This window comes from Anaerotardibacter muris (assembly GCF_943192915.1).
GTDB lineage: Bacteria > Actinomycetota > Coriobacteriia > Coriobacteriales > Eggerthellaceae > Anaerotardibacter > Anaerotardibacter muris.
Window position 1 is genome coordinate 409,191 of record NZ_CALPCD010000001.1, and the last position, 18,395, is coordinate 427,585.

The 18,395-nt window shown below is 56.7% G+C and carries 13 protein-coding genes and 1 tRNA gene; 4 read left to right on the forward strand and 10 right to left on the reverse strand.

From position 1 onward, the window contains the following. Window positions 1–94 precede the first annotated feature (94 nt). Window positions 95–1,732, reverse strand: a complete 1,638-nt coding sequence (gene fadK, locus NFR25_RS01590) for a medium-chain fatty-acid--CoA ligase (protein ID WP_251197502.1) — start codon at window positions 1,730–1,732, stop codon at window positions 95–97. 201 nt (window positions 1,733–1,933) lie between these two features. On the opposite strand from fadK, the gene NFR25_RS01595 reads away from it, so the two are divergent. Further along, entirely contained in the window at window positions 1,934–3,241 is a 1,308-nt protein-coding gene (locus tag NFR25_RS01595) for an acetyl-CoA hydrolase/transferase family protein (RefSeq protein WP_251197503.1), read from the forward strand. A gap of 429 nt (window positions 3,242–3,670) precedes the next feature. Here NFR25_RS01595 and NFR25_RS01600 read toward each other — a convergent pair whose 3' ends face one another. The 8 genes from NFR25_RS01600 to NFR25_RS01635 form a co-directional block, all read right to left on the reverse strand. Next, window positions 3,671–4,468 carry an MBL fold metallo-hydrolase gene (locus NFR25_RS01600; RefSeq protein ID WP_251197504.1) on the reverse strand — a complete coding sequence of 266 codons (798 nt, stop codon included), beginning with the start codon at window positions 4,466–4,468 and terminating at the stop codon, window positions 3,671–3,673. 86 nt (window positions 4,469–4,554) lie between these two features. Continuing rightward, on the reverse strand, window positions 4,555–5,463 hold the full coding sequence (locus NFR25_RS01605) for an NUDIX hydrolase (RefSeq protein WP_251197505.1): 909 nt from the start codon (window positions 5,461–5,463) through the stop codon (window positions 4,555–4,557). A gap of 330 nt (window positions 5,464–5,793) precedes the next feature. Then, window positions 5,794–7,740 (reverse strand): serine/threonine-protein kinase, encoded by a 1,947-nt coding sequence (locus NFR25_RS01610; RefSeq protein WP_251197506.1) that lies wholly within the window; start codon window positions 7,738–7,740, stop codon window positions 5,794–5,796. 3 nt (window positions 7,741–7,743) lie between these two features. Then, the gene (gene larC / locus NFR25_RS01615; RefSeq protein WP_251197507.1) at window positions 7,744–8,292 is read right to left on the reverse strand and encodes a nickel pincer cofactor biosynthesis protein LarC; all 549 of its coding nucleotides are present in this window, start codon (window positions 8,290–8,292) and stop codon (window positions 7,744–7,746) included. A 1-nt stretch (window position 8,293) separates the two neighbouring features. Beyond that, on the reverse strand, window positions 8,294–9,190 hold the full coding sequence (gene larB, locus NFR25_RS01620) for a nickel pincer cofactor biosynthesis protein LarB (protein WP_251197508.1): 897 nt from the start codon (window positions 9,188–9,190) through the stop codon (window positions 8,294–8,296). A gap of 105 nt (window positions 9,191–9,295) precedes the next feature. Further along, a complete protein-coding gene (gene larE, locus NFR25_RS01625; RefSeq protein ID WP_251197509.1) occupies window positions 9,296–9,958 on the reverse strand; it encodes an ATP-dependent sacrificial sulfur transferase LarE in 663 nt (220 codons plus the stop codon). Between the two features lie 29 nt (window positions 9,959–9,987). Continuing rightward, entirely contained in the window at window positions 9,988–11,145 is a 1,158-nt protein-coding gene (locus tag NFR25_RS01630; RefSeq protein ID WP_251197510.1) for an aldo/keto reductase, read from the reverse strand. A gap of 287 nt (window positions 11,146–11,432) precedes the next feature. After that, window positions 11,433–12,758 carry an amidophosphoribosyltransferase gene (locus tag NFR25_RS01635; protein ID WP_476726947.1) on the reverse strand — a complete coding sequence of 442 codons (1,326 nt, stop codon included), beginning with the start codon at window positions 12,756–12,758 and terminating at the stop codon, window positions 11,433–11,435. A 682-nt stretch (window positions 12,759–13,440) separates the two neighbouring features. Here NFR25_RS01635 and ychF point away from each other — a divergent pair. Next, window positions 13,441–14,514 carry a redox-regulated ATPase YchF gene (ychF, locus tag NFR25_RS01640; protein ID WP_251197512.1) on the forward strand — a complete coding sequence of 358 codons (1,074 nt, stop codon included), beginning with the start codon at window positions 13,441–13,443 and terminating at the stop codon, window positions 14,512–14,514. Window positions 14,515–14,633: 119 nt separating this feature from the next. Here the strand turns inward: ychF and NFR25_RS01645 are convergent, their stop codons facing one another. Further along, a complete protein-coding gene (locus NFR25_RS01645; protein ID WP_251197513.1) occupies window positions 14,634–16,040 on the reverse strand; it encodes a sodium-dependent transporter in 1,407 nt (468 codons plus the stop codon). Window positions 16,041–16,287: 247 nt separating this feature from the next. Here NFR25_RS01645 and NFR25_RS01650 point away from each other — a divergent pair. Together NFR25_RS01650 and NFR25_RS01655 are read left to right on the forward strand one after the other, a co-directional pair. Further along, a tRNA-Thr gene (locus NFR25_RS01650) sits at window positions 16,288–16,363 on the forward strand. 214 nt (window positions 16,364–16,577) lie between these two features. Further along, window positions 16,578–18,326 (forward strand): VanZ family protein, encoded by a 1,749-nt coding sequence (locus NFR25_RS01655; protein ID WP_251197514.1) that lies wholly within the window; start codon window positions 16,578–16,580, stop codon window positions 18,324–18,326. Window positions 18,327–18,395: the final 69 nt, after the last annotated feature.

Consider the following 18,395-nt stretch of genomic DNA (forward strand, 5'->3'; position numbering starts at 1 on the left):
CAAAAGCGCTGCCCGCAACACGAAACACAGGCATTCGCTGGCTTTATTTTAGCACATCTCGTTTACGAAATAGCTTTCTGCATACCTTCAACAACTACTTCGCGGCTTCCATGCGGCGGGCTAGTTCGTCAGCCAGTTCGTGACGCTTGATCTTGCCAGTGTCGGTGTGCGGGATAGCATCGATGAACTCGATGTGTTCAGGCCACAGACGCTTCGCCACACCCTTCGAATCCAGATATTCTGCGATGGAATCCATAGTGGGCAGATTGTCAGGGTCAGTGGGTACGATGAAGGTACAGATACGCTCGCCCAAACGGTCGTCAGGCATGCCGATGGTGGCGTGTGCGCCCACACCAGGACAGCCCGTCAGATCTTCGTCGACCTCGTTCGCAGAGATATTGATACCACCACGGATAAGAATCTCCTTCTTACGGCCATTGATGCGGATGCGGCCCTCTTCGTCCATGTAGCCCAGGTCGCCAGAGTAGAACCAGCCATCATCCTTCAGTTCCTTAGCCGTAGCTTCAGGGTTCTTCAGGTAGCCTGCGAACATGTGCGGGCCACGCGAGATCTCTTCGCCCTGTTCGCCCGTGGGCATTTCGTTGCCGTTGTCGTCAACCACCATGACCTCGATGCCTTCAGGAGCAACGCCTGACCAAGCGCCGTTCCACTCGAGCGCCTTTGCAGGCGGTACGAAGAGATGCGGGCAGCTTTCGGTGGAACCATAGCATTCTGAAAGGACGATGTCATGCTTCGCAGCACGCTGCACCATGGAACCCGGAACAGGGGCGCCGCCGCAGATGAACAACTTCATGGTATCGATGTTCAAGTCAGTGTCTTCGATGGTGTTGAGATAGTCGAAGATGAACGGGGTCGCGCCCATCGAAACGGTAACGCCTTCGCGGTTCATCTGGGGAATTGCTTCCTTCGGATCGAAATGATGAGCCACTACGATCTTGCCACCCTTCAGCATGGGCGTGATAAGGCCATGATGGAAACCAGTCGCATGATTGAGCGGCGCAGGCATGAACATGATGTCGTCTTCGGTGAAGCCGATGCCATCGGAATAGACGCGCTCGGAATACTGGATGCCATTATGCGTGTGCAGCACAGCCTTGGGGCGACCCGTGGTGCCCGAAGTGGACAAGATGAGCGCAACTTCGTCGGACTTGCTGCCAGCATCGCCTGTGTATGGCTCGTAATTCTCGAAGACCTCGTTCAGAGTGTAGGCCTTCTTTGCGGGCTCGGTCTTATCGTGGACCAAGATCGCGCTTTCCTTCAGTGAAGGGATCTGATCGACAACAGAGAAGATCTGGTCTTCGAAGTTGGTCTTGTGATGATGCGTAGGCGAGATGAACGCCTTCGATTCAACAAGGTTCATGGCATAGATAAGGTCTTCACCATTGAACGTGACCGCGAGCGGATGGATGACCGCGCCTACCTTCAGGCATGCCACATAGAGGACAGCGAATTCCGACCAGGGCGGCATCTGGAAGGTGACCACATCGCCTGGCTGGATGCCCTGTTCGCGTAGCCAGCTTGCCAGGCGAGAAGCCAGTTCATCAACTTGCTTGTAGGTATAGCGAACACCCATGTCGTCCGCGATATATTCACGATCAGGAGTAGCCGCAACGCGCTCGTTCCAGAGATCGTTCAGGGTCTTCTCGGTCCAATAGCCCTTTTCGTAGTAGGCCTTTTTGTTGTCTTCGTTGATCTTGAGTTCGGTGATCATAGTCCCTCTTTCTTTTTACGAGGTGCGAACGTGTTCACGCTCTTTTAAGGCAAAATTTTACCTTTTAACGAAACGCCCTTCAACCTCCAAGAAGCCCAAATCAGGGGCAATCCATACCAATTTACAATGAATCGTTTTCGCGCGATGGAAGTTTAGGCGGTATGCTTGTATGAACATGTTTTTCGACTCAAGGGGGCTTGCATGACTTGGGAGCAGATCTATAAGGATCGCAGCATGGACGTTGAGACGATGCTCGATCGTTTTGTAGGAGATGGAACTTCTGTTTTCGTGGGAACGTTCGAGGTCGCAGGTGGGCTGATCCACCCGATGCTGCAGCGTATCAAAGAAGGCAAGCTGCATGGCATCTCGATGTATGGCGGCATCACGAGCGAAGATCTGCATCTTGATGAGCTGACCGTGGGATTCGACGATTTCCACTATCACAATTACTTCACCGGTGGCAATGAACGCAATGGCATCACCGCTGGTCACACGGCATATGTGCCGCTACATCTGCATCGCACGAAGAATCTGGTGGAAAACGATGGCATCGATGTGGCCTTCATCGCTATGACGCCGCCGGACAAGCATGGCTATTGCAACATCGGTCACGTGGGCTGCCGCCCTGAGGGCATCCGCGCGGCGAAGCATATCATCGCGCAGATCAACCCCAGCGTACCGTGGGTGAATGGCCTTGAACGCAACCTGCATGTTTCGCAGATCGATGCGTTCGTGGAGATCGACCAGCCCATGACCCAAATGCCCATTGCAGCGCCGAAGCCAGAAGAGAAGATCGTTGGCGACATCTGCTGTGAGCTGATCGAAGACGGTGCGTGCATCCAGCTGGGCTTCGGTTCCATCGCGAATGCGATCGCGGAGGGCCTGAAGGCGCGCAAGCACCTGGGCGTTCATTCCGAGATGTTCAACGATGCCATGGCTGAACTGCAGGAACTGGGCGTTGTGGACAACAGCCGCAAGTCGTATATGCCAGGCGTTTCGGTGGCAGGCTTCGCTTCGGGTCAGCAGTATCTGTACGATTTCATCGATCACAACCCTGGCATGCTCTTCACGCCCTACTCTCACGTGAACAACCCTGATTACATCCGCTTGAACGACAACATGGTCTCCGTGAATTCGGCGGTGTCCGTGGATCTGACCGGCCAGGTGTGCGCCGAGAGCATCGGTACACGCCAGTATTCCGGCACGGGCGGACAGGTCGACTTCATCCGTGGTGCCACCTTGGCAAAGAACGGTAAGGCCATCATCGCGATGACCTCCACCACCAATACGAAGAACGGTGTGGTGTCGAAGATCGCGCCGATGCTGGCGCCAGGCAGCGTTGTAACGTCGCTACGCACCGACGTGCAGTATTTCGTGACCGAATATGGATGCGTGAACTTGATGTATTGCGATATCCCTGAACGTGCACGTCGCTTGATCAGCATCGCCCATCCAGACTTCCGTGATGAGCTCACCTTCGAGGCGAAGAAGTTGGGGTATCTGTATTAGGCCTTGTTGGCTGCTATGCCCGCAGGGGGGTAGACAAATTGGGGGCAGCCCCCTTTTTGTCCACAGCGTTGTCCCGCAAACAGCGAGGCTACAGGGGCAGGGTCTCGGATTCATCCGTTTCGCTGTTCGCCCTTCGGGCTCATGCGCTGCACTGCCTCATGCATTATACGGAACCCAGTCATTCGACTGGGTTCTTTTATTGGGTAGCGTTCAGAATGAATCTACGACCCTACCCCTGTAGCCTCACTGCTTGAGGACAAAACGGGGATGGAGGCGAAACTGTCCTGAAGTTTGCTATTCGAAGTAAATTCTGCGCCCCTACCCTACGAACAGAGTTGGATTTCTGGGGTAGATACAGACGCTCCAACAATTGGATGGATCTTGATGCTGGGGCGCTTTGAGGGCTGGCTCCATTCAGTCCTGTTCGGCCTACTCGCCCTTCCCGTCAAGGTAGAGAAGCTGGGCTTTTACGCTGCGGAAGGCAGCATCGCGCAGATTGGGGTCAAGACCCACATAGACAGCGTCGACCAGGGCATCGGCATCATGCGCGACGCCTGATACGAGAGCGTCCTTGATCTGCTGAAGGCGGTCAAGACGATGCGCGCGCGTTGCTTCGATGATATCAAGCGGATCGGTGATGGGATAACCGTGACCAGGATAGAGCACCTTGATATTCTGGGTCTTCACCAGCTGCTCGATCTTGTCGAGAGAGTCCATGTATTCGGTCAGGTTTCCATCGGGGTAATAGACCACCGTGGGGCCGTGATTGAAGATCACATCACCCACGAACATGGATCCGTCGGCTGGATAGATAAGCCCCACCGAATCGCTCGAATGGCCAGGGAGCGCCACCACTTCAAGAACAGGACCGTTCTCGACCGGCTGGAACGTACCTGGCTGCAACGTGCCGTCGAAGGGAGCATAGACACGCGTGCCTGTCATGTCGGCAAGCTCCATGGCTCCTTCGGTGTGGTCGGGATGAACATGAGTGCACACCACTGCTCCCACGCGCAAACCTTGATCGATGCAGGCATCGAGCACATTTTGCACATGCTGACCTGCAGGCGCAGGATCGATGACGATGCATTCGGGAGATTCAGCCTCCGCGATGATCCAGGTGTTCGTGCCGGTATAGGTCATGGCCGAAGGATTTTCAGCACGCACGCAGAATACGCGCGCGCTTTCCTTCCCGCCAGGATACGGTGTTTCATCAACGATGAAGCCCATGGGTCCTCCTTCATTCGTGCAGGCTGCGCCCCAAATCACAAAAGCACTTTTCGCGAAACGGCGGAGCCAAACCTTCCTTATTCAGGTTAGTTCAGCTCGGCACGCAGCATGATAGTGCCGTCTTCTTTGCGGACCGCCTTGAACATGACCTTCTTCAGCTTCTTACGATTCGAAACGAATTGTTCAGCTGACTGCGCTTCAGCGATGCGCGTGAGGTTGTACATGGTCGGCGGGACTACGAGCCAGTTGCCTTCGTCAGATTCGCGCACGGCATAGGACGGCGTGACCCAATCGGCGATCTGGGCTTCAGAAGTGTTGTCGTCGGCCACCTGACCTTCGGGCATGAGCGCCGAGAAGAAGAACGTGTCGTAGCGCTTGGGCTCGAATGTGGGAGTGCACCAGTTGGACACAAGACCCAGCAGATCGGTACGGAGCACCAAGTTACGAGCAACCAGCAAGTCAGCGAAGGCTACTTCGTGAGCCACGAGCGCTTCACGGTCGGCCGCCCAGCTGGGGTCGGAAAGATCGGTGACCACGGAATGGTCGTCGGGGCCTGCCAGCAGCACGCCGCATTCCTCGAACACTTCACGAGCTGCAGCCACCACGATACGACGCGCATCAGCTTCAGATACGCCCATCAGCTCTGCCCAATCGGCAGGGCTGGGGCCGCACCACGGTAGGTCGGGATTAGAGTCGCGTTCATCAACACGACCGCCAGGGAACACCACTGCATCAGGCACGAATGCCATGGTCTTCACGCGACGCAGCATGAACACCTCAACGTTCTGGTTGTTCGGGAAATCGGGTGGAAAGTTGCCGTCTTCGATGCGGTATTTAGTCTGACCAGACTTAGAATCACGGACGAGCATGACCGTAGCGGCCAGTTTGGGCTGCACGGGATTGGGATCGGGATGATCGATGTGGTCGCCAAGGGCTTCGAGCACCTTTTCGTTCGGGGTGGTCTCGATCACGTTTCCAGTTACATCAATGCGCATGAGGACTCCTCTCGGCGAGTTTTCGTTCTTTTCATTATATCGCCCCTACCCCGCTCGACCGAATAACGGGCTAGCAACAAATTGCTTAGGAAAGTCGTGGGGGGTGCTGCGGCTGCAAGGTAATCGTGCATAACTTACCCGTTTCGCCGTTCGCCTTCGACTCATGCGCTGCACTGCCTCATGCATTTTTACGTGAATTCAGCTTTGCTGGATTCTGGGTTGGAATCTAGTGTTCAGAGTAAGTTCAGCGCGCTCGCCTTACATCCACAGCACCGTGCAAGATTGAGCCTGTCCCCTTTTTGTCCGGGACAGAATTGAACCCGTCCCCGGTTAGCGGCGGGGTGGGAAGAAGATGGACACGACCAGCATGATGATGCCAGAGGCGATGGTGAGGAGGAGGTAGATTGGATCGGGGTCGTGACCGAGAAGGAAGGCGGAGGCCAGCGCAGGAAGTACGCAGATGATAGCAGTGGCACAGACGATGCCGAAGATGCTTGCTGCCGTAGAACCACGCTGAAAGAGGGCGGAAGCGAGTGGTGCGCTTACCAACCAGGAACCGATGATCACCCAGGTCATAGGGTTCTGCAATGTGGAGATGATGTTGCCATTCACCTCGGTCCACATATGGATATTGCCGAACTGAAAGATGTCCCAAGACGTGATAGAGACCGAGCCAAGGCCCGCAAGCACTACCGAGATACCCGCTGCGAAGAGCGTGGTGCACAGAGCCTGGATCGGTCTGAGGAAATAAGCGCTGACCAGCGGCGCGAGCGAACCAAGTCCCACCGATGATCCGCAGATGGAGAGCAAGGCGGAATCGGCCTGTTCGGAGCCGCCGCGACCGATGAAATACCACCAAGCAAAGGTGGCCACCACCACTAGCACGCCCACTAGCAACGCGTTGTTGTTCACCAACGCCAAGCCTAGAAGCGAGAACGACACGAGCGCCCCCACGTGCGGGACCGCGAACGCCGCCACGGCAACGATAAGGATCGCGCCCCAGAGTGCGGGTGATTCCCATCCAGGCAGGAGGCTGAAATTCGAGAGCGCTACCGAAGACACCAACACACTGCCGAGCACTGCCAAGATGCGCAGCACGAGCGAATAGCGGCTCGAAGCAGGCGCGTCATAAGGGTTGGCAAAGTCGTCGAAGTCGGTCTCTTCATCAAGAGGCTGACTGTAGGCCTGGCTCGCACGAGCGCTCTTCCTCCCCCGCCTGCGGCGGTTGAGCGGATAGGGGCCCTCCTCGAATTCATCTTCACCGTCTTCGAAGGTGTCGGTGAAGTCAGTGGTATCGTCGTTGGCTTCCGTTTCTTCGCCCACGGCAATGCTCACGAGCTTCGCAAGCTTCTTCACGCCCTGTTTGGCGTTTCCCAGCGCAGGCTTCACGTCGCGCGCGAATGCATGCACCGAGGCGTAACGTCCCTCCTTGTCGGGGTCGAGCGCCTTGAAGATGGCGTCGTCAAGGGATTCATCCACGCCCTCCATGCACAGCGATGGAATGATGATCTCAGCATCGTAGATGGTATCGAGAGCTTCATCGACCGTGGCCGCGCGGAAGGGGTTGTTTCCACGCGTGAGCATCTCGTACGTAAGACTTGCCAGCGCCCATTGGTCGCAACGTTCGTCGAGCTCTTCACGCTCCATCTGCTCGGGCGGCATGTAGCCGATAGTGCCACCTGTGGCCGCGCCATAGCCAAAGCCGTCTGCCAGTCGTGCCAGGCCGAAGTCGACCACTTTGATCTGACCCTGCGTGTTGATGAGCACGTTATCGGGCTTGATATCCAGATGCAACACGTGATTCTTATGTGCCACTTCGATAGCGTGAGAGACCGCCTTGAACACGGCTGCCACGATGTCGGCATCGATTTGATCGGGGAAATATTCAAGCAGATCAGAAAGCGAAATGCCATCGACCAATTCCATGATGATATAGGCCGCATTACCCTGGATCTCGAAGTCATAGATGGAAGCGATGTTCGGGTCGTTCAGCAGTGCTGCAGTGCGCGCTTCCTCAAGACCAGGAATGGCGCTTTGGCTGGCGAAATTCACATCCATCATGATGCTGACCGATTCATCGCCTGCGGCAGCGTAAGGGTTCTGGAAATTGTCCAGACCTGCGTTGATCTGCTCGGCCGTGCGCGCGGTGGCGTCCTCGAGCGGCAAACATTTGATGGCCACTTCACGTTGGATGCGCGTATCCCATGCCACGATGACCGTGGCAAAGCCGCCAGATCCAGCCTCATAGGTAGGTTGATATCGATCGAGGATCAGCACGGTCTAGTCCACGAACTCCTGAACGTAGTACTTGATGATAGCTGCCGAAGTAGGCGTGCATAATTCACCTTCGAGCAGGGGCGATGCAATAGGAAGACCCTGCAGGATAGCTGCCGTTGCGGGAGCAGGGATGTCCATGATGCCGTGAGCGCAGTTCACCTTGCCGCTACCTGTTTGGATAGGTGTTGACGAAACATGATCGGGGTCCAACACGAAGAACGCCGTGCAGATAGCCAGCGCATTACGGATGCCCGAAGCGTTACCAACTTCATGGAAGTGCGTTTCCTCCACTGCACAACCGTGCACGGTGGCTTCGGCCTGAGCAAGGATGGCATACACCCCACGGAGCTGAGCTTTGAGCTTGTCGTCCACTGCAAGGTTGTCGATGGTCTCGTTCACATCCGCGATGGAATGATGGTGCTGATCGGGGATGGCCGCCGCCTTCAGTATGGCATCGTAGCGTTCGTGCTGTTCAGGGGTCATAAGCACGAGCAGTTCCTCGAGCAGCTTCGCGCGGGTCGCGCTTTGAGTAAGGTCTAGTTCGATGTTCATATTAGTGCTCCGTTGAATTATTGGCCGTATCGGCAGCGCTGGTGGCGGATTCGTCTTCAGCCGTGGCCGCGCCTTCTGCTTCGGTCGCTGCGTTCTTGTTCTCACCTGCAGCCGCGCCTGCGCCCCTGCCTGCGCCCTTACCTGAAAGATGATTGATGAGGTGTGCTTGGAAGCCCGCGCCGAAACCGTTATCGATATTCACTACGCTCACGCCGCTCGCGCAGGAGTTCAACATGGCCAGCAGCGCAGCCACTCCCCCGAACGATGCGCCGTAACCAACGCTCGTAGGTACCGCGATCACCGGGCATGAGACCATGCCACCCACCACGCTGGCAAGCGCGCCTTCCATGCCTGCGACCGCAATGACCACCTGAGCTTCCATCAGTTCATCAAGATGCGCGAGCAAACGGTGGATACCTGCCACGCCCACGTCATAAACGCGCTCGACCTTGTTGCCCAGCGCCTCTGCCGTAAGGGCCGCCTCTTCGCTCACCGCCATATCGCTGGTGCCCGCCGCAGCCACCACGATGGTGCCATTGCCAGTCGGTTCAGGCAGCACGCCCACGATAGCCAGCTTCGGGATGGGGTAATAGGTAAATCCCGCGTCGGCAAAATCGATCGCCAACTTGGTGGCAGCTTCTTCAGCCAGCCGCGTGATGAGAATGCAGGTTTGACCATGGTCGAGCAGCGAGGCGCAAATGCCTTTGATCTGCTCGTAGGTCTTCGTAGCGCCGTAGACCACCTCGGCCGCGCCTTGGCGGATCTCGCGATGGTGGTCGACCTTAGCATATCCCAGGTCAGAGAAGGGTTCTTTGCGCAGCGCGAGCATCGCCTGATCGACGGTGGTCTTGCCCGCTGCAAGCTGTTCAAGAATGGTACGCGTGGCTTCTGCGCTCATCGCCTCTCCTTTAGGTCTTCGATACGTTGGTAGTTCAGGTCTTCTATGCTCCTGAAACTTCGTTCACGTTAGCAAGCTTGCGCAGGCGCGCCCGCGTTGGCTCGCTTACAGCGTATCATGCTCGCTGGTAGTTTCGCGGTCAAGCCAGTCTTCTTGCACGAAAGATGCAAGCAATTCGGGCGTGATGGTCTGGCCTTCAGGAATGCGCGTGGCCAAGCACGAATAATTCGGCTTGTCAGCGGTGAGCAAGCCCATCTCGCGAGAAAGAGCACGAATCTGGTCCTTGGTCAGGCCCGCTTCGCGCAGAGGTGAACGCACACCGAATTCCGCAAGCGCGCGAAAGCCAGGGCGCCGCGCTGGGTCATCCGTGGCATTGGTACCATCGATGAGCATATCAATGCCTTGGCGTGTGGCTGCATCCTTGATCGCGCCGAAGATAACCTTCTTGCAGTGATAGCACCTATCAGCTGGGTTCGCGACAACTTCAGGGTGCGCGAAGATGTCCAGATCGAGCACTTCTTCAGCAGTGCCCAACTGGGCAGCCGCGCGATCGGCATCATCGGCTTCGAAAGCGTATTGGAATGCCGTGTTCACCGTGAAGGGATGAACCTCCGCTCCGCATGCCAGCGCGCACGCGAGCAAAAAGACGGAGTCGCACCCGCCCGAATAGGCAAGCGCGACTCGCGGGTTCTCCGTGAAGAATTCCTGCAACTTACGCGGAACGATGGCGCGAATCTGCTGCAGATCAAGACGTTCGGAGTTCGTCATAGGGTTCGCAACTCTCGTTTCAGCGGGCTTTATTCGCCCAGCAGCATGTCGATCTTCGGCATCCAAGAGCTGATGGCAATGTGCTGCGGGCAGATAGGCTCGCAGGAACCGCAGCTCGTGCAATTTTCTGCCGTGCGGCCGAATTTCGGCACCTCAACTTCGTAATATTCGCGCGCCATCTCCATGTTGTCATAGAGGAAGCGCATGTTGTACGCGGAGATATTGTACGGAATGACGATCTTCTCGGGGCAATATTCCACGCAATAGTTGCAGCCCGTGCACGGGATGACCGAGAATTCGTTGAAGGTCTCGCGCAGCTGCTCGACCACTGCATCATCTTCGGCAGAGAGCATACCGGGCTTGGCCTTCTCAGCGAAGGCGATGTCTTCTTTCAGCATCTCCATGCTGCTCATGCCAGAGAGCACGGTGGAAACTTCGGGCATGTTCCAGAGCCAGTCGAAAGCCAGCTCAACAGCCGATTTATCGGTGTTCTTCTGGAGCACTTCCTGCACCTTGGGAGGCAGATCGACCAAGAAGCCACCGCGCAGCGGCTCCATCACGATAACGCCCATGCCGCGCTCGGCTGCCATCTTCAGGCCCTTCAAGCCCGCCTGGAATTCCTGGTCGTAGTAGTTCAGCTGGATCTGGCAGAAGTCCCAATCAGCTGCGTTCAGCACCTCTTCGAACAGTTCGAAGTCGTCATGGAAGGAGAAGCCGATGTGATTCACGCGGCCGTCTTCTTTAGCTTTGATGATGCTCTCGACCGCGCCAACCTTCTTGCAGCGCTTCCAGCTGCCGCCGTTCAAGGAATGCAGCATGTAGAAGTCGATATGGTCGGTCTTCAGACGATCGAGCTGCTTGGCCAGCAGGCTGTCGAAGTCGTCTTCGGTCTTGTACATCCAGGTGGGAGACTTGGTTGCCAGGTAGACCTTGTCGCGGTAGCCGCCCTCGAGCGCCTGGCCAACAATCTTCTCGGAGTTGCCGCCAACATAGTTGAACGCGGTGTCGATGTAGTTGATGCCGTGGTCGATAGCGTAATGGACCATCTCGATAGTGGCTTCAACGTCCACGTCTTCGATCTTGGTTGCATTGCCAGCCTGGCCGCCTTCCTTCAGCGGGAGGCGCATCATGCCGAATCCGAGCGGGCTTACTTTGCAGCCGGTCTTGCCGATCTCTCTATATTCCATGAGTGCGAATTCCTTTCGAATGCTTACCCTTATCCTCTTGCATCTAGTTTACTACGACAGGCACGAGGTCAAAACCAAAAGTGCACGACGCCTGGGCCGTGCACTTCGATTTCATATGGTGAATGCGGGTCGCGGGCGTGAGTGTAGCAGCGCCGCGCGTGGGCTGCGATTCGCGCCACGCCTGGCTGGGATTCGTGCCACGCCTGACTGGGATTCGCGGCGAGCAAGATGGTTGCGATTCGCGCCGCGCGTAGTTGCGATCCCCAGCGAACGCGGCGAGCGCTTCCCTACTCCTTGCCGTTCCAGCAGTAGGTGCACACCTTTGAGGGGTCGATGCCGATCGCTTCGATCATGCCCTCGAGCGACTGGTAGCGCAGCGTGTCGAAGCCCATATCTTCGCAGATGGTCTTCAGCATGCACTTACCACGCTCAGTAGATGCATCGGCGTATTCTTCAAGATGCTGATGGCCTTCATCGCCTTCGAGTTGCTGGATAACACGGCGAGAGATAAGGTCCATCTCCGACTTGCTGCTGGAGAAGTTCAGGTACTTGCAGTTGAACATGATGGGCGGGCAGGCCGAACGCATATGCACGGCTTTCGCGCCCGAATTGTAGAGGAATTCGACCGTTTCGCGCATCTGGGTGCCGCGCACGATGGAGTCGTCAACGAAGAGCAGTTCCTTATCCTTGATCAGCTCGGGGACCGAGATCTGCTTGAGCTTCGCCACTTTGTTGCGAATGTCCTGGTTAGCGGGCATGAACGAACGCTGCCACGTGGGCGTGTACTTGATGAAGGGGCGGCCGAACTTGATCTTGCTCTCCGTGGAATAGCCGATAGCGTGCGGCGTACCTGAATCAGGGATGCCTGCCACGTAATCCAGTTCAGGCAAGCCAACCTGCTCGGCTTCATCGCGCGCCATGATCTCGCCGTTGCGATAGCGCATGACCTCGACGTTCACGCCTTCATAGGTAGACGTGGGGTATCCATAGTAGGTCCAGAGGAACGAACAGATCTTCATCTCATCGCCAGCGGGGGCTAGGGTTTTATAGCCGTCGGCCGTTATGTTCACGATCTCGCCAGGACCCAGTTCATAGACCGTTTCGTATTCGATCTTCTGATAGGCGAAGGATTCGAACGAAGCGCAGTAACCTTCGTGATTCTTGCCAATGAGGATGGGCAGGCGGCCCAGCTTGTCGCGACCTGCGATGATGTTGCCCTGGTCGGTCATGACCAGCAGCGTCATGGAACCTTCGATCTTGTCTTGGACGTTACGGATGCCCGAGACGAAATCGTCTTTTTGGTTGATGAGCGCGGCCACCAGTTCGGTGGAATTCACCTTGCCCGAGCTCATGGCCATGAACTGATTACCGTGATCAGCGAAGTATTCGTCGATGAGCTGGTCGGCGTTGTTGATGGCGCCGATGGTGGTAAGGGCGAACACGCCTAGATGAGAACGCACGAGCAGCGGTTGCGGGTCGCTGTCAGAGATGCAGCCGATGCCGCTGGTGCCGTGGAAGTTGTCGATGTCCTTTTCGAATTTCGTACGGAACGGAGTGTTCTCGATGCTGTGGATCTGGCGCTGGAAGCCATCTTCTTTGCTGAAGATGATCATGCCTGCTCGTTTAGTTCCAAGATGAGAGTGGTAATCTACGCCGAAAAATACATCAAGAGTGACGTCTCTATGAGACACTGCACCGAAAAAACCGCCCACGTTGGACCTCCGCAAAACGAGAGTTGTATTTACTTTTAAAAGTATACGCTGCTTGGCTGGCACCACGGTTAACTAATTGTTAAAAGCGGGCCGAGGGCCGTCCGCTGCGCCTAGCGGGTGGGCTGTCTAACTTACCCGTTCCGCTGTTCGCCTTCAGCTCATGCGCTGCACTGCCTCATGCATTATCACGCGAATGCGGGACTTACGCCTTTCAGCCCCCTAACACTGAAGGCTCTACTATCAGGGAGGTTCATATTCTCCCGCTACCCTGCTTGCCCTCCGGGCTCGTGCGGTCGCTCGATGTCCTATTTATATAAATTTGTGCATCGAGAGAATCTGATACCTCCCTGACACCAGAGCCCTCTCGCTGTTGGTTTTATCTAGCGTTCAGAGAAAGTTATACGCCCCTATCCGCTAGGCACAGCTGCTGGTTTGGAGGTAGGTGCACGAAACGGGACACTCAAGGGACAGTTTCGGACCTGTCCCGAAGATGTGTCACGTTTCTCGGGAAAAGACGCGGCGTGGTATCATTACTGCACGTAAATCCTCGGCGCGTTCGCGCCTCACATTTAAGGAGCAACTCGTGGCGCTTTCTATTGGCATCGTTGGACTTCCGAATGTGGGCAAATCTACTTTGTTCACGGCGCTTACCAATAAGGGTGGGCTGGCAGCTAACTATCCGTTCGCTACTATCGAGCCGAACGTGGGCATCGTGCCAGTGCCCGATGCGCGCATGGATCGCCTGGCCGAGATCGACAACCCCGACCGCATCGTTCCAGCCACCGTCGAATTCGTTGACATCGCAGGCCTGGTCGAGGGCGCTTCCCAAGGTGAAGGCCTGGGCAACCAGTTCTTGCACAACATTCGCGAAACTGATGCGATCTGTGAAGTGGTGCGTTTCTTCAGCGACCCTGACGTGACGCATGTTTCAGGCAAGGTCGATCCCACGAGCGATGTTGAGACCATCAAGACCGAGCTGGTGCTTGCCGACCTGGCTACCATCGAAAAGGCTAAGCCCCGCCTGGAGAAAGAAGCGAAGCGCGGCAAGGATGCACAGAAGAAGCTTGATGCGGTGCTGAAGGTGGAAGAGGGCTTGAACGAAGGCAAGCGCGCGCTGCAGCTTGACTTGAGCGACGAGGAGCGCGACCTGATCTATGACCTACATCTGCTAACCATGAAGCCGATGCTCTACATCGCCAACGTTGACGAAGATGCGCTCAATGCAGACTTAGCAGAGATCGACGGCGTTACGCCCGTGCCCATCAGCGCGAAGATCGAAGCTGAAGTTGCTGAACTGGCCGAGGTCGACCCCGAAGAAGCCGCTAGCTACTTGAACGACCTGGGGCTTGAAGAGTCTGGCCTGGCGCGCTTGGTACGTGAAGCATACAAGCTGTTAGGGCTGCAAAGCTTCTTCACCAGCGGCCCCATGGAAGTGCGCGCATGGACCATTCCCATTGGTGCGAAGGCTCCGCAGGCTGCGGGCACGATCCATACCGATTTCGAGCGCGGCTTCATCAAGGCTGAAACTGCCAGCTTCGAGGATTATTCCCAGTACAACGGTGAAAAAGGTTGCCGCGACGCAGGCCGCCTGCGCCAAGAAGGCAAAGACTACGTGGTCCAAGACGGCGACGTAATGCACTTCAAGTTCAACGTCTAATAAGCTCGTACACGAAACGGGACACTCGCGGGACGGGTATGAAACCTGTCACGCGAATGCGGGACTGTTTCGGACCTGTCCAGAAGATGTGTCACGTTTCCTGAGATAGATCGAGTTCCCTACCCACCAATCCACGTGGTGACTAAGGGCATCCAGCCAGAAACGAGGATGACGATGATCAGGACGGGGACGCCGATCTTCATCCAGTAGTAAAGGGCGCGCGGGAACTTCAGGCCCTTGCCCATGTTCGCTTCCTTCAGGAAATTCTCCCAACCCCAGCCGCGCTTACTCACGCAGAACAGCACGAAGATGAGCGAGCCGATGACCAGGATGTTATTCGATACCAGGAAGTCCTCGATGGCTTGGATGTTGCCGATGCCGGGCAGCTCGAAGCCCGACCACACGTTGAAGCCGAGCGCGCACGGCACGGACAGCAGCGGGATGAGCACGATGTTGATGGCAACCGCCTTCTTACGGCTGAAATTCCACTGGTCCATCCAAAACGACAGGATGCCTTCGAATACTGCGATGACCGTGGAGATGGCTGCGAAGCCCATGAAGATGAAGAAGAGCGTAGCCCAAAGCTGCCCCATCCACATCTGCTCGAACACGGCCGGCAGCGTAATGAACACCAGGCCAGGGCCCGAATCGGGCGAGACACCGAACGCGAAGCACGCTGGGAAGATGATCATGCCCGTAGCGAGCGCCACGAACGTATCGAGGCCAGCAATGCGCACCGCTTCGCCCGTTAGCGCGTAATCTTTATTGATGTAGCTGCCGAAGATCTCCATGGAGCCGATGCCGATGGACAGCGTGAAGAATGCCTGACCAAGGGCCGCGAACACCGCATCGCCGAAGGTTCCCCAACTGCTGAATATCTTGCTGAAATCGGGCAGCAGATAGAACGCGATGCCGTCGACCGCACCTTCGAGGGTGCATGCGCGGATGGCCAGCACCAAGATGAGCGCGAGCAGGCAGACCATCATCACCTTCGTGATGCGCTCCACGCCTTTCTGCAGGCCAAGCGAGCACACCAAGAGCGCGATGGCGCAAGCGACTACCATCCAGGCGATCAGCTCGGAGGGGTTCGAAAGGAGCGACTCGAACAGCCCCGAGAGCGCACCCGCGGCGGCTGTTTCGCCTTCAGAGCCGATGCTGGCCAGGTTCGTGGTGGCCATCTTTGGAATGTAAGCCAACATCCAGCCCGCGACCGTGGTATAGAACATCATCAGCAAGTAGAGGCCCGTGATGCCAAGCCACTTGAACACGTGCCAATGCGAGCGTGGCGGCTCAAGTTCGTCGAAGGCACGCGCGATAGATCGCTTGCTGGCACGACCGATGGAGAATTCCATGACCAAGATGGGTAGACCCAGGATAGCCAGGAAGATGAGGTAGAGGATGATGAACGCAGCGCCGCCGTATTCGCCAACGATGTATGGGAAACGCCACACGTTGCCCAGACCCACCGCGCAACCAGCGCTGATAAGGATGAAACCAAGGCGGGATTTGAATTGTTCGCGAGCCATCGTGCTCCTTTTGTTGAGGTCGAGGTGCTGGGGGTGCGTTGGGCGAACCAGCGACCTACGCACTCGTGACCCACGCACTCGTAATGCGTTATGCACTGCATTTTCCAGCGAGATATATCGTAAAGGAACGCACGCAGATTCTACGAACGATGCGGCACTCGGCGGCGCGCGGTTGTATTTTTGGGCGTTTCTCGATATACTTCAAACCTGCTGTGCGGTCTGCGCTTTCGGCGCGGACGGTGAGCATGCCAACGTGGCTCAGATGGTAGAGCAACGCACTCGTAATGCGTAGGTCGCGGGTTCGAGTCCCGCCGTTGGCTCCATTAAAAGACCAGGCCAGGGATTGTTCATTTCTCTGGCCTTCTTTTCTTTGACACGCGGTTTTACGATAAAGACCACCAAGAGACCACAGTTAGTTCGCTCTCGAATGCCGTTAAGCGTTTCCTTAAGCACATCGTCGCGTCTATCTTGCTTACAAACGTGAAGATTTCGCGCGATGCAGGCGGCGGCTCGCAGCTTCAAGTAGCATAGAAACCCGTGAAGAACTTCGCTTACGACATACAACTTGGCTTTCTAGCGTTTCCGCTGGTAGCGCTGATCCTCGCGATCCCTTACGCGCTCTACCAGTACCGCCGCTTCGGCGCAATATCGATCTGGAAGACCTTCGTGGTGTTCACATTCATCCTGTATTGCCTGTGCGCGGTTTCACTTATCGTGTTCCCGCTACCCACCGACCGAAGCGCGGTAGTGGAGATCGCGCAAACGCCGCAGCTGCATCCCTTCAACGTGATCGAGCAGATTCGCGAACAGACCGACTTCAGCCTGAGCGATCGCAACACATGGGGCCCATTCCTGAAATCACAGGTGGTCTACGAAGCGATCTTCAACGTGATGCTTACCATCCCGCTTGGCGCATACCTGTGCTATCTGTTCCGCTGCCGCTGGTGGATGGCGCTGCTCATCGGGTTCGCTACCACGCTCATGTTCGAAACTTCGCAGCTCACGGGCTTATTCGGCGTGTATGACCACCCTTATCGTCTGTTCGATGTGGACGACCTTATCCTGAATACAACGGGCACCATGATCGGCTTTTGGCTGATGATCCCCATTTCATGGGCGCTGCCGAGCATGACCGAGGTGAACGAGCGATCAGTCGAAAAGGGTGTGAGCCGCGCGACCGTAACGCGCCGCGCGCTGGCGCTGCTGGTCGACCTTGCTGTGCTTGCAGTTTGCTTCGCTGTGGCGTGGATCTTGCTGAGCCCGACCGATGCCCAGATTGCGAAGTCACTGGCGATCGATCCGTCTCGTGCAGGCGCGAAGACGCTCGCCTTCCGCTTCATCGGCGGCTTGGTTGCCGACCCCATGACAGCCGTTTTGATCGGGCTTGTTATTGCCGCGGTGCTGTTCGCGGTGATACCCATGTTCTCGAGAGGGCGCACTATCGGCAAGGCGCTGGTGGGTCTGCGCATCGTGAAAGCCGATGGGCAGGATGCGCCGTTGGCTAGCTATTGGGTGCGCTTCGGCGCGACTGCGCTGGTGTGCCTGCTGCCCCTTGTTGTGGTGGTGCTCGCTCCTGAAGAGATCGAAGGCGTGAGCAGCAATACGCTGTTCCAGATGGTCGGGTTGATCGCGGTAGTTTGGGCTGGTACGGTGATCGGTCGCGCCATCGGTTCTGCGAGCGGCCGCCCCTACGTGTCTTTGAGCGAGGTTGTTTCGGACACGCGCACGGTGCCCGCGAAGCAGGTTGCTGCGGGCGGGGCTGATTCACGACTGAACCGCGAGGCGACCACGAATGCGCAGCCGCAGCAAACTACGGCGCAGGCACCACAGGCCGCCCGCCAAAGCGCTCATGCTAACGCTCGAACGCAACAAGCTCCAAAGCAGGCACCCATGCCTCAGGCCGATCATGCACAAGCTGAACGAACCGCAAACGACGACTACGGCAAGCAGGCCGCGCTCGACAGCCTCATGGGCGTGAATTACGACGAGCAGCATCCCTCTCCAAGCGAGCATCCTGCTGATGCTCCCACCAGCGTTATTGCTTCTGCCGGGACCGCGGACACCCCACACTCTTCTATCGATAGCAGTCGAGCAGCAACTCAGATTATCGCCGACAGCGGCGCTGAGACCCGCGTCCTATCTGGCAACAATTCCCCTACTCAAATGATCGGCGATGCCACCCTAGGCGAAGAAACCGAGCTTATCACCAATCCCGAAGTTCACCGTCAAATTCGTCGCGACCAACGTCCCGACGCCGGCAGCACCCAGGTTTTCAAGAAGCAATAAACTCGGGGCGGTTCAGCCCTACAGCACCAGCAATACACCACATTCAGCACTGTTGTATCATGGAGAAAA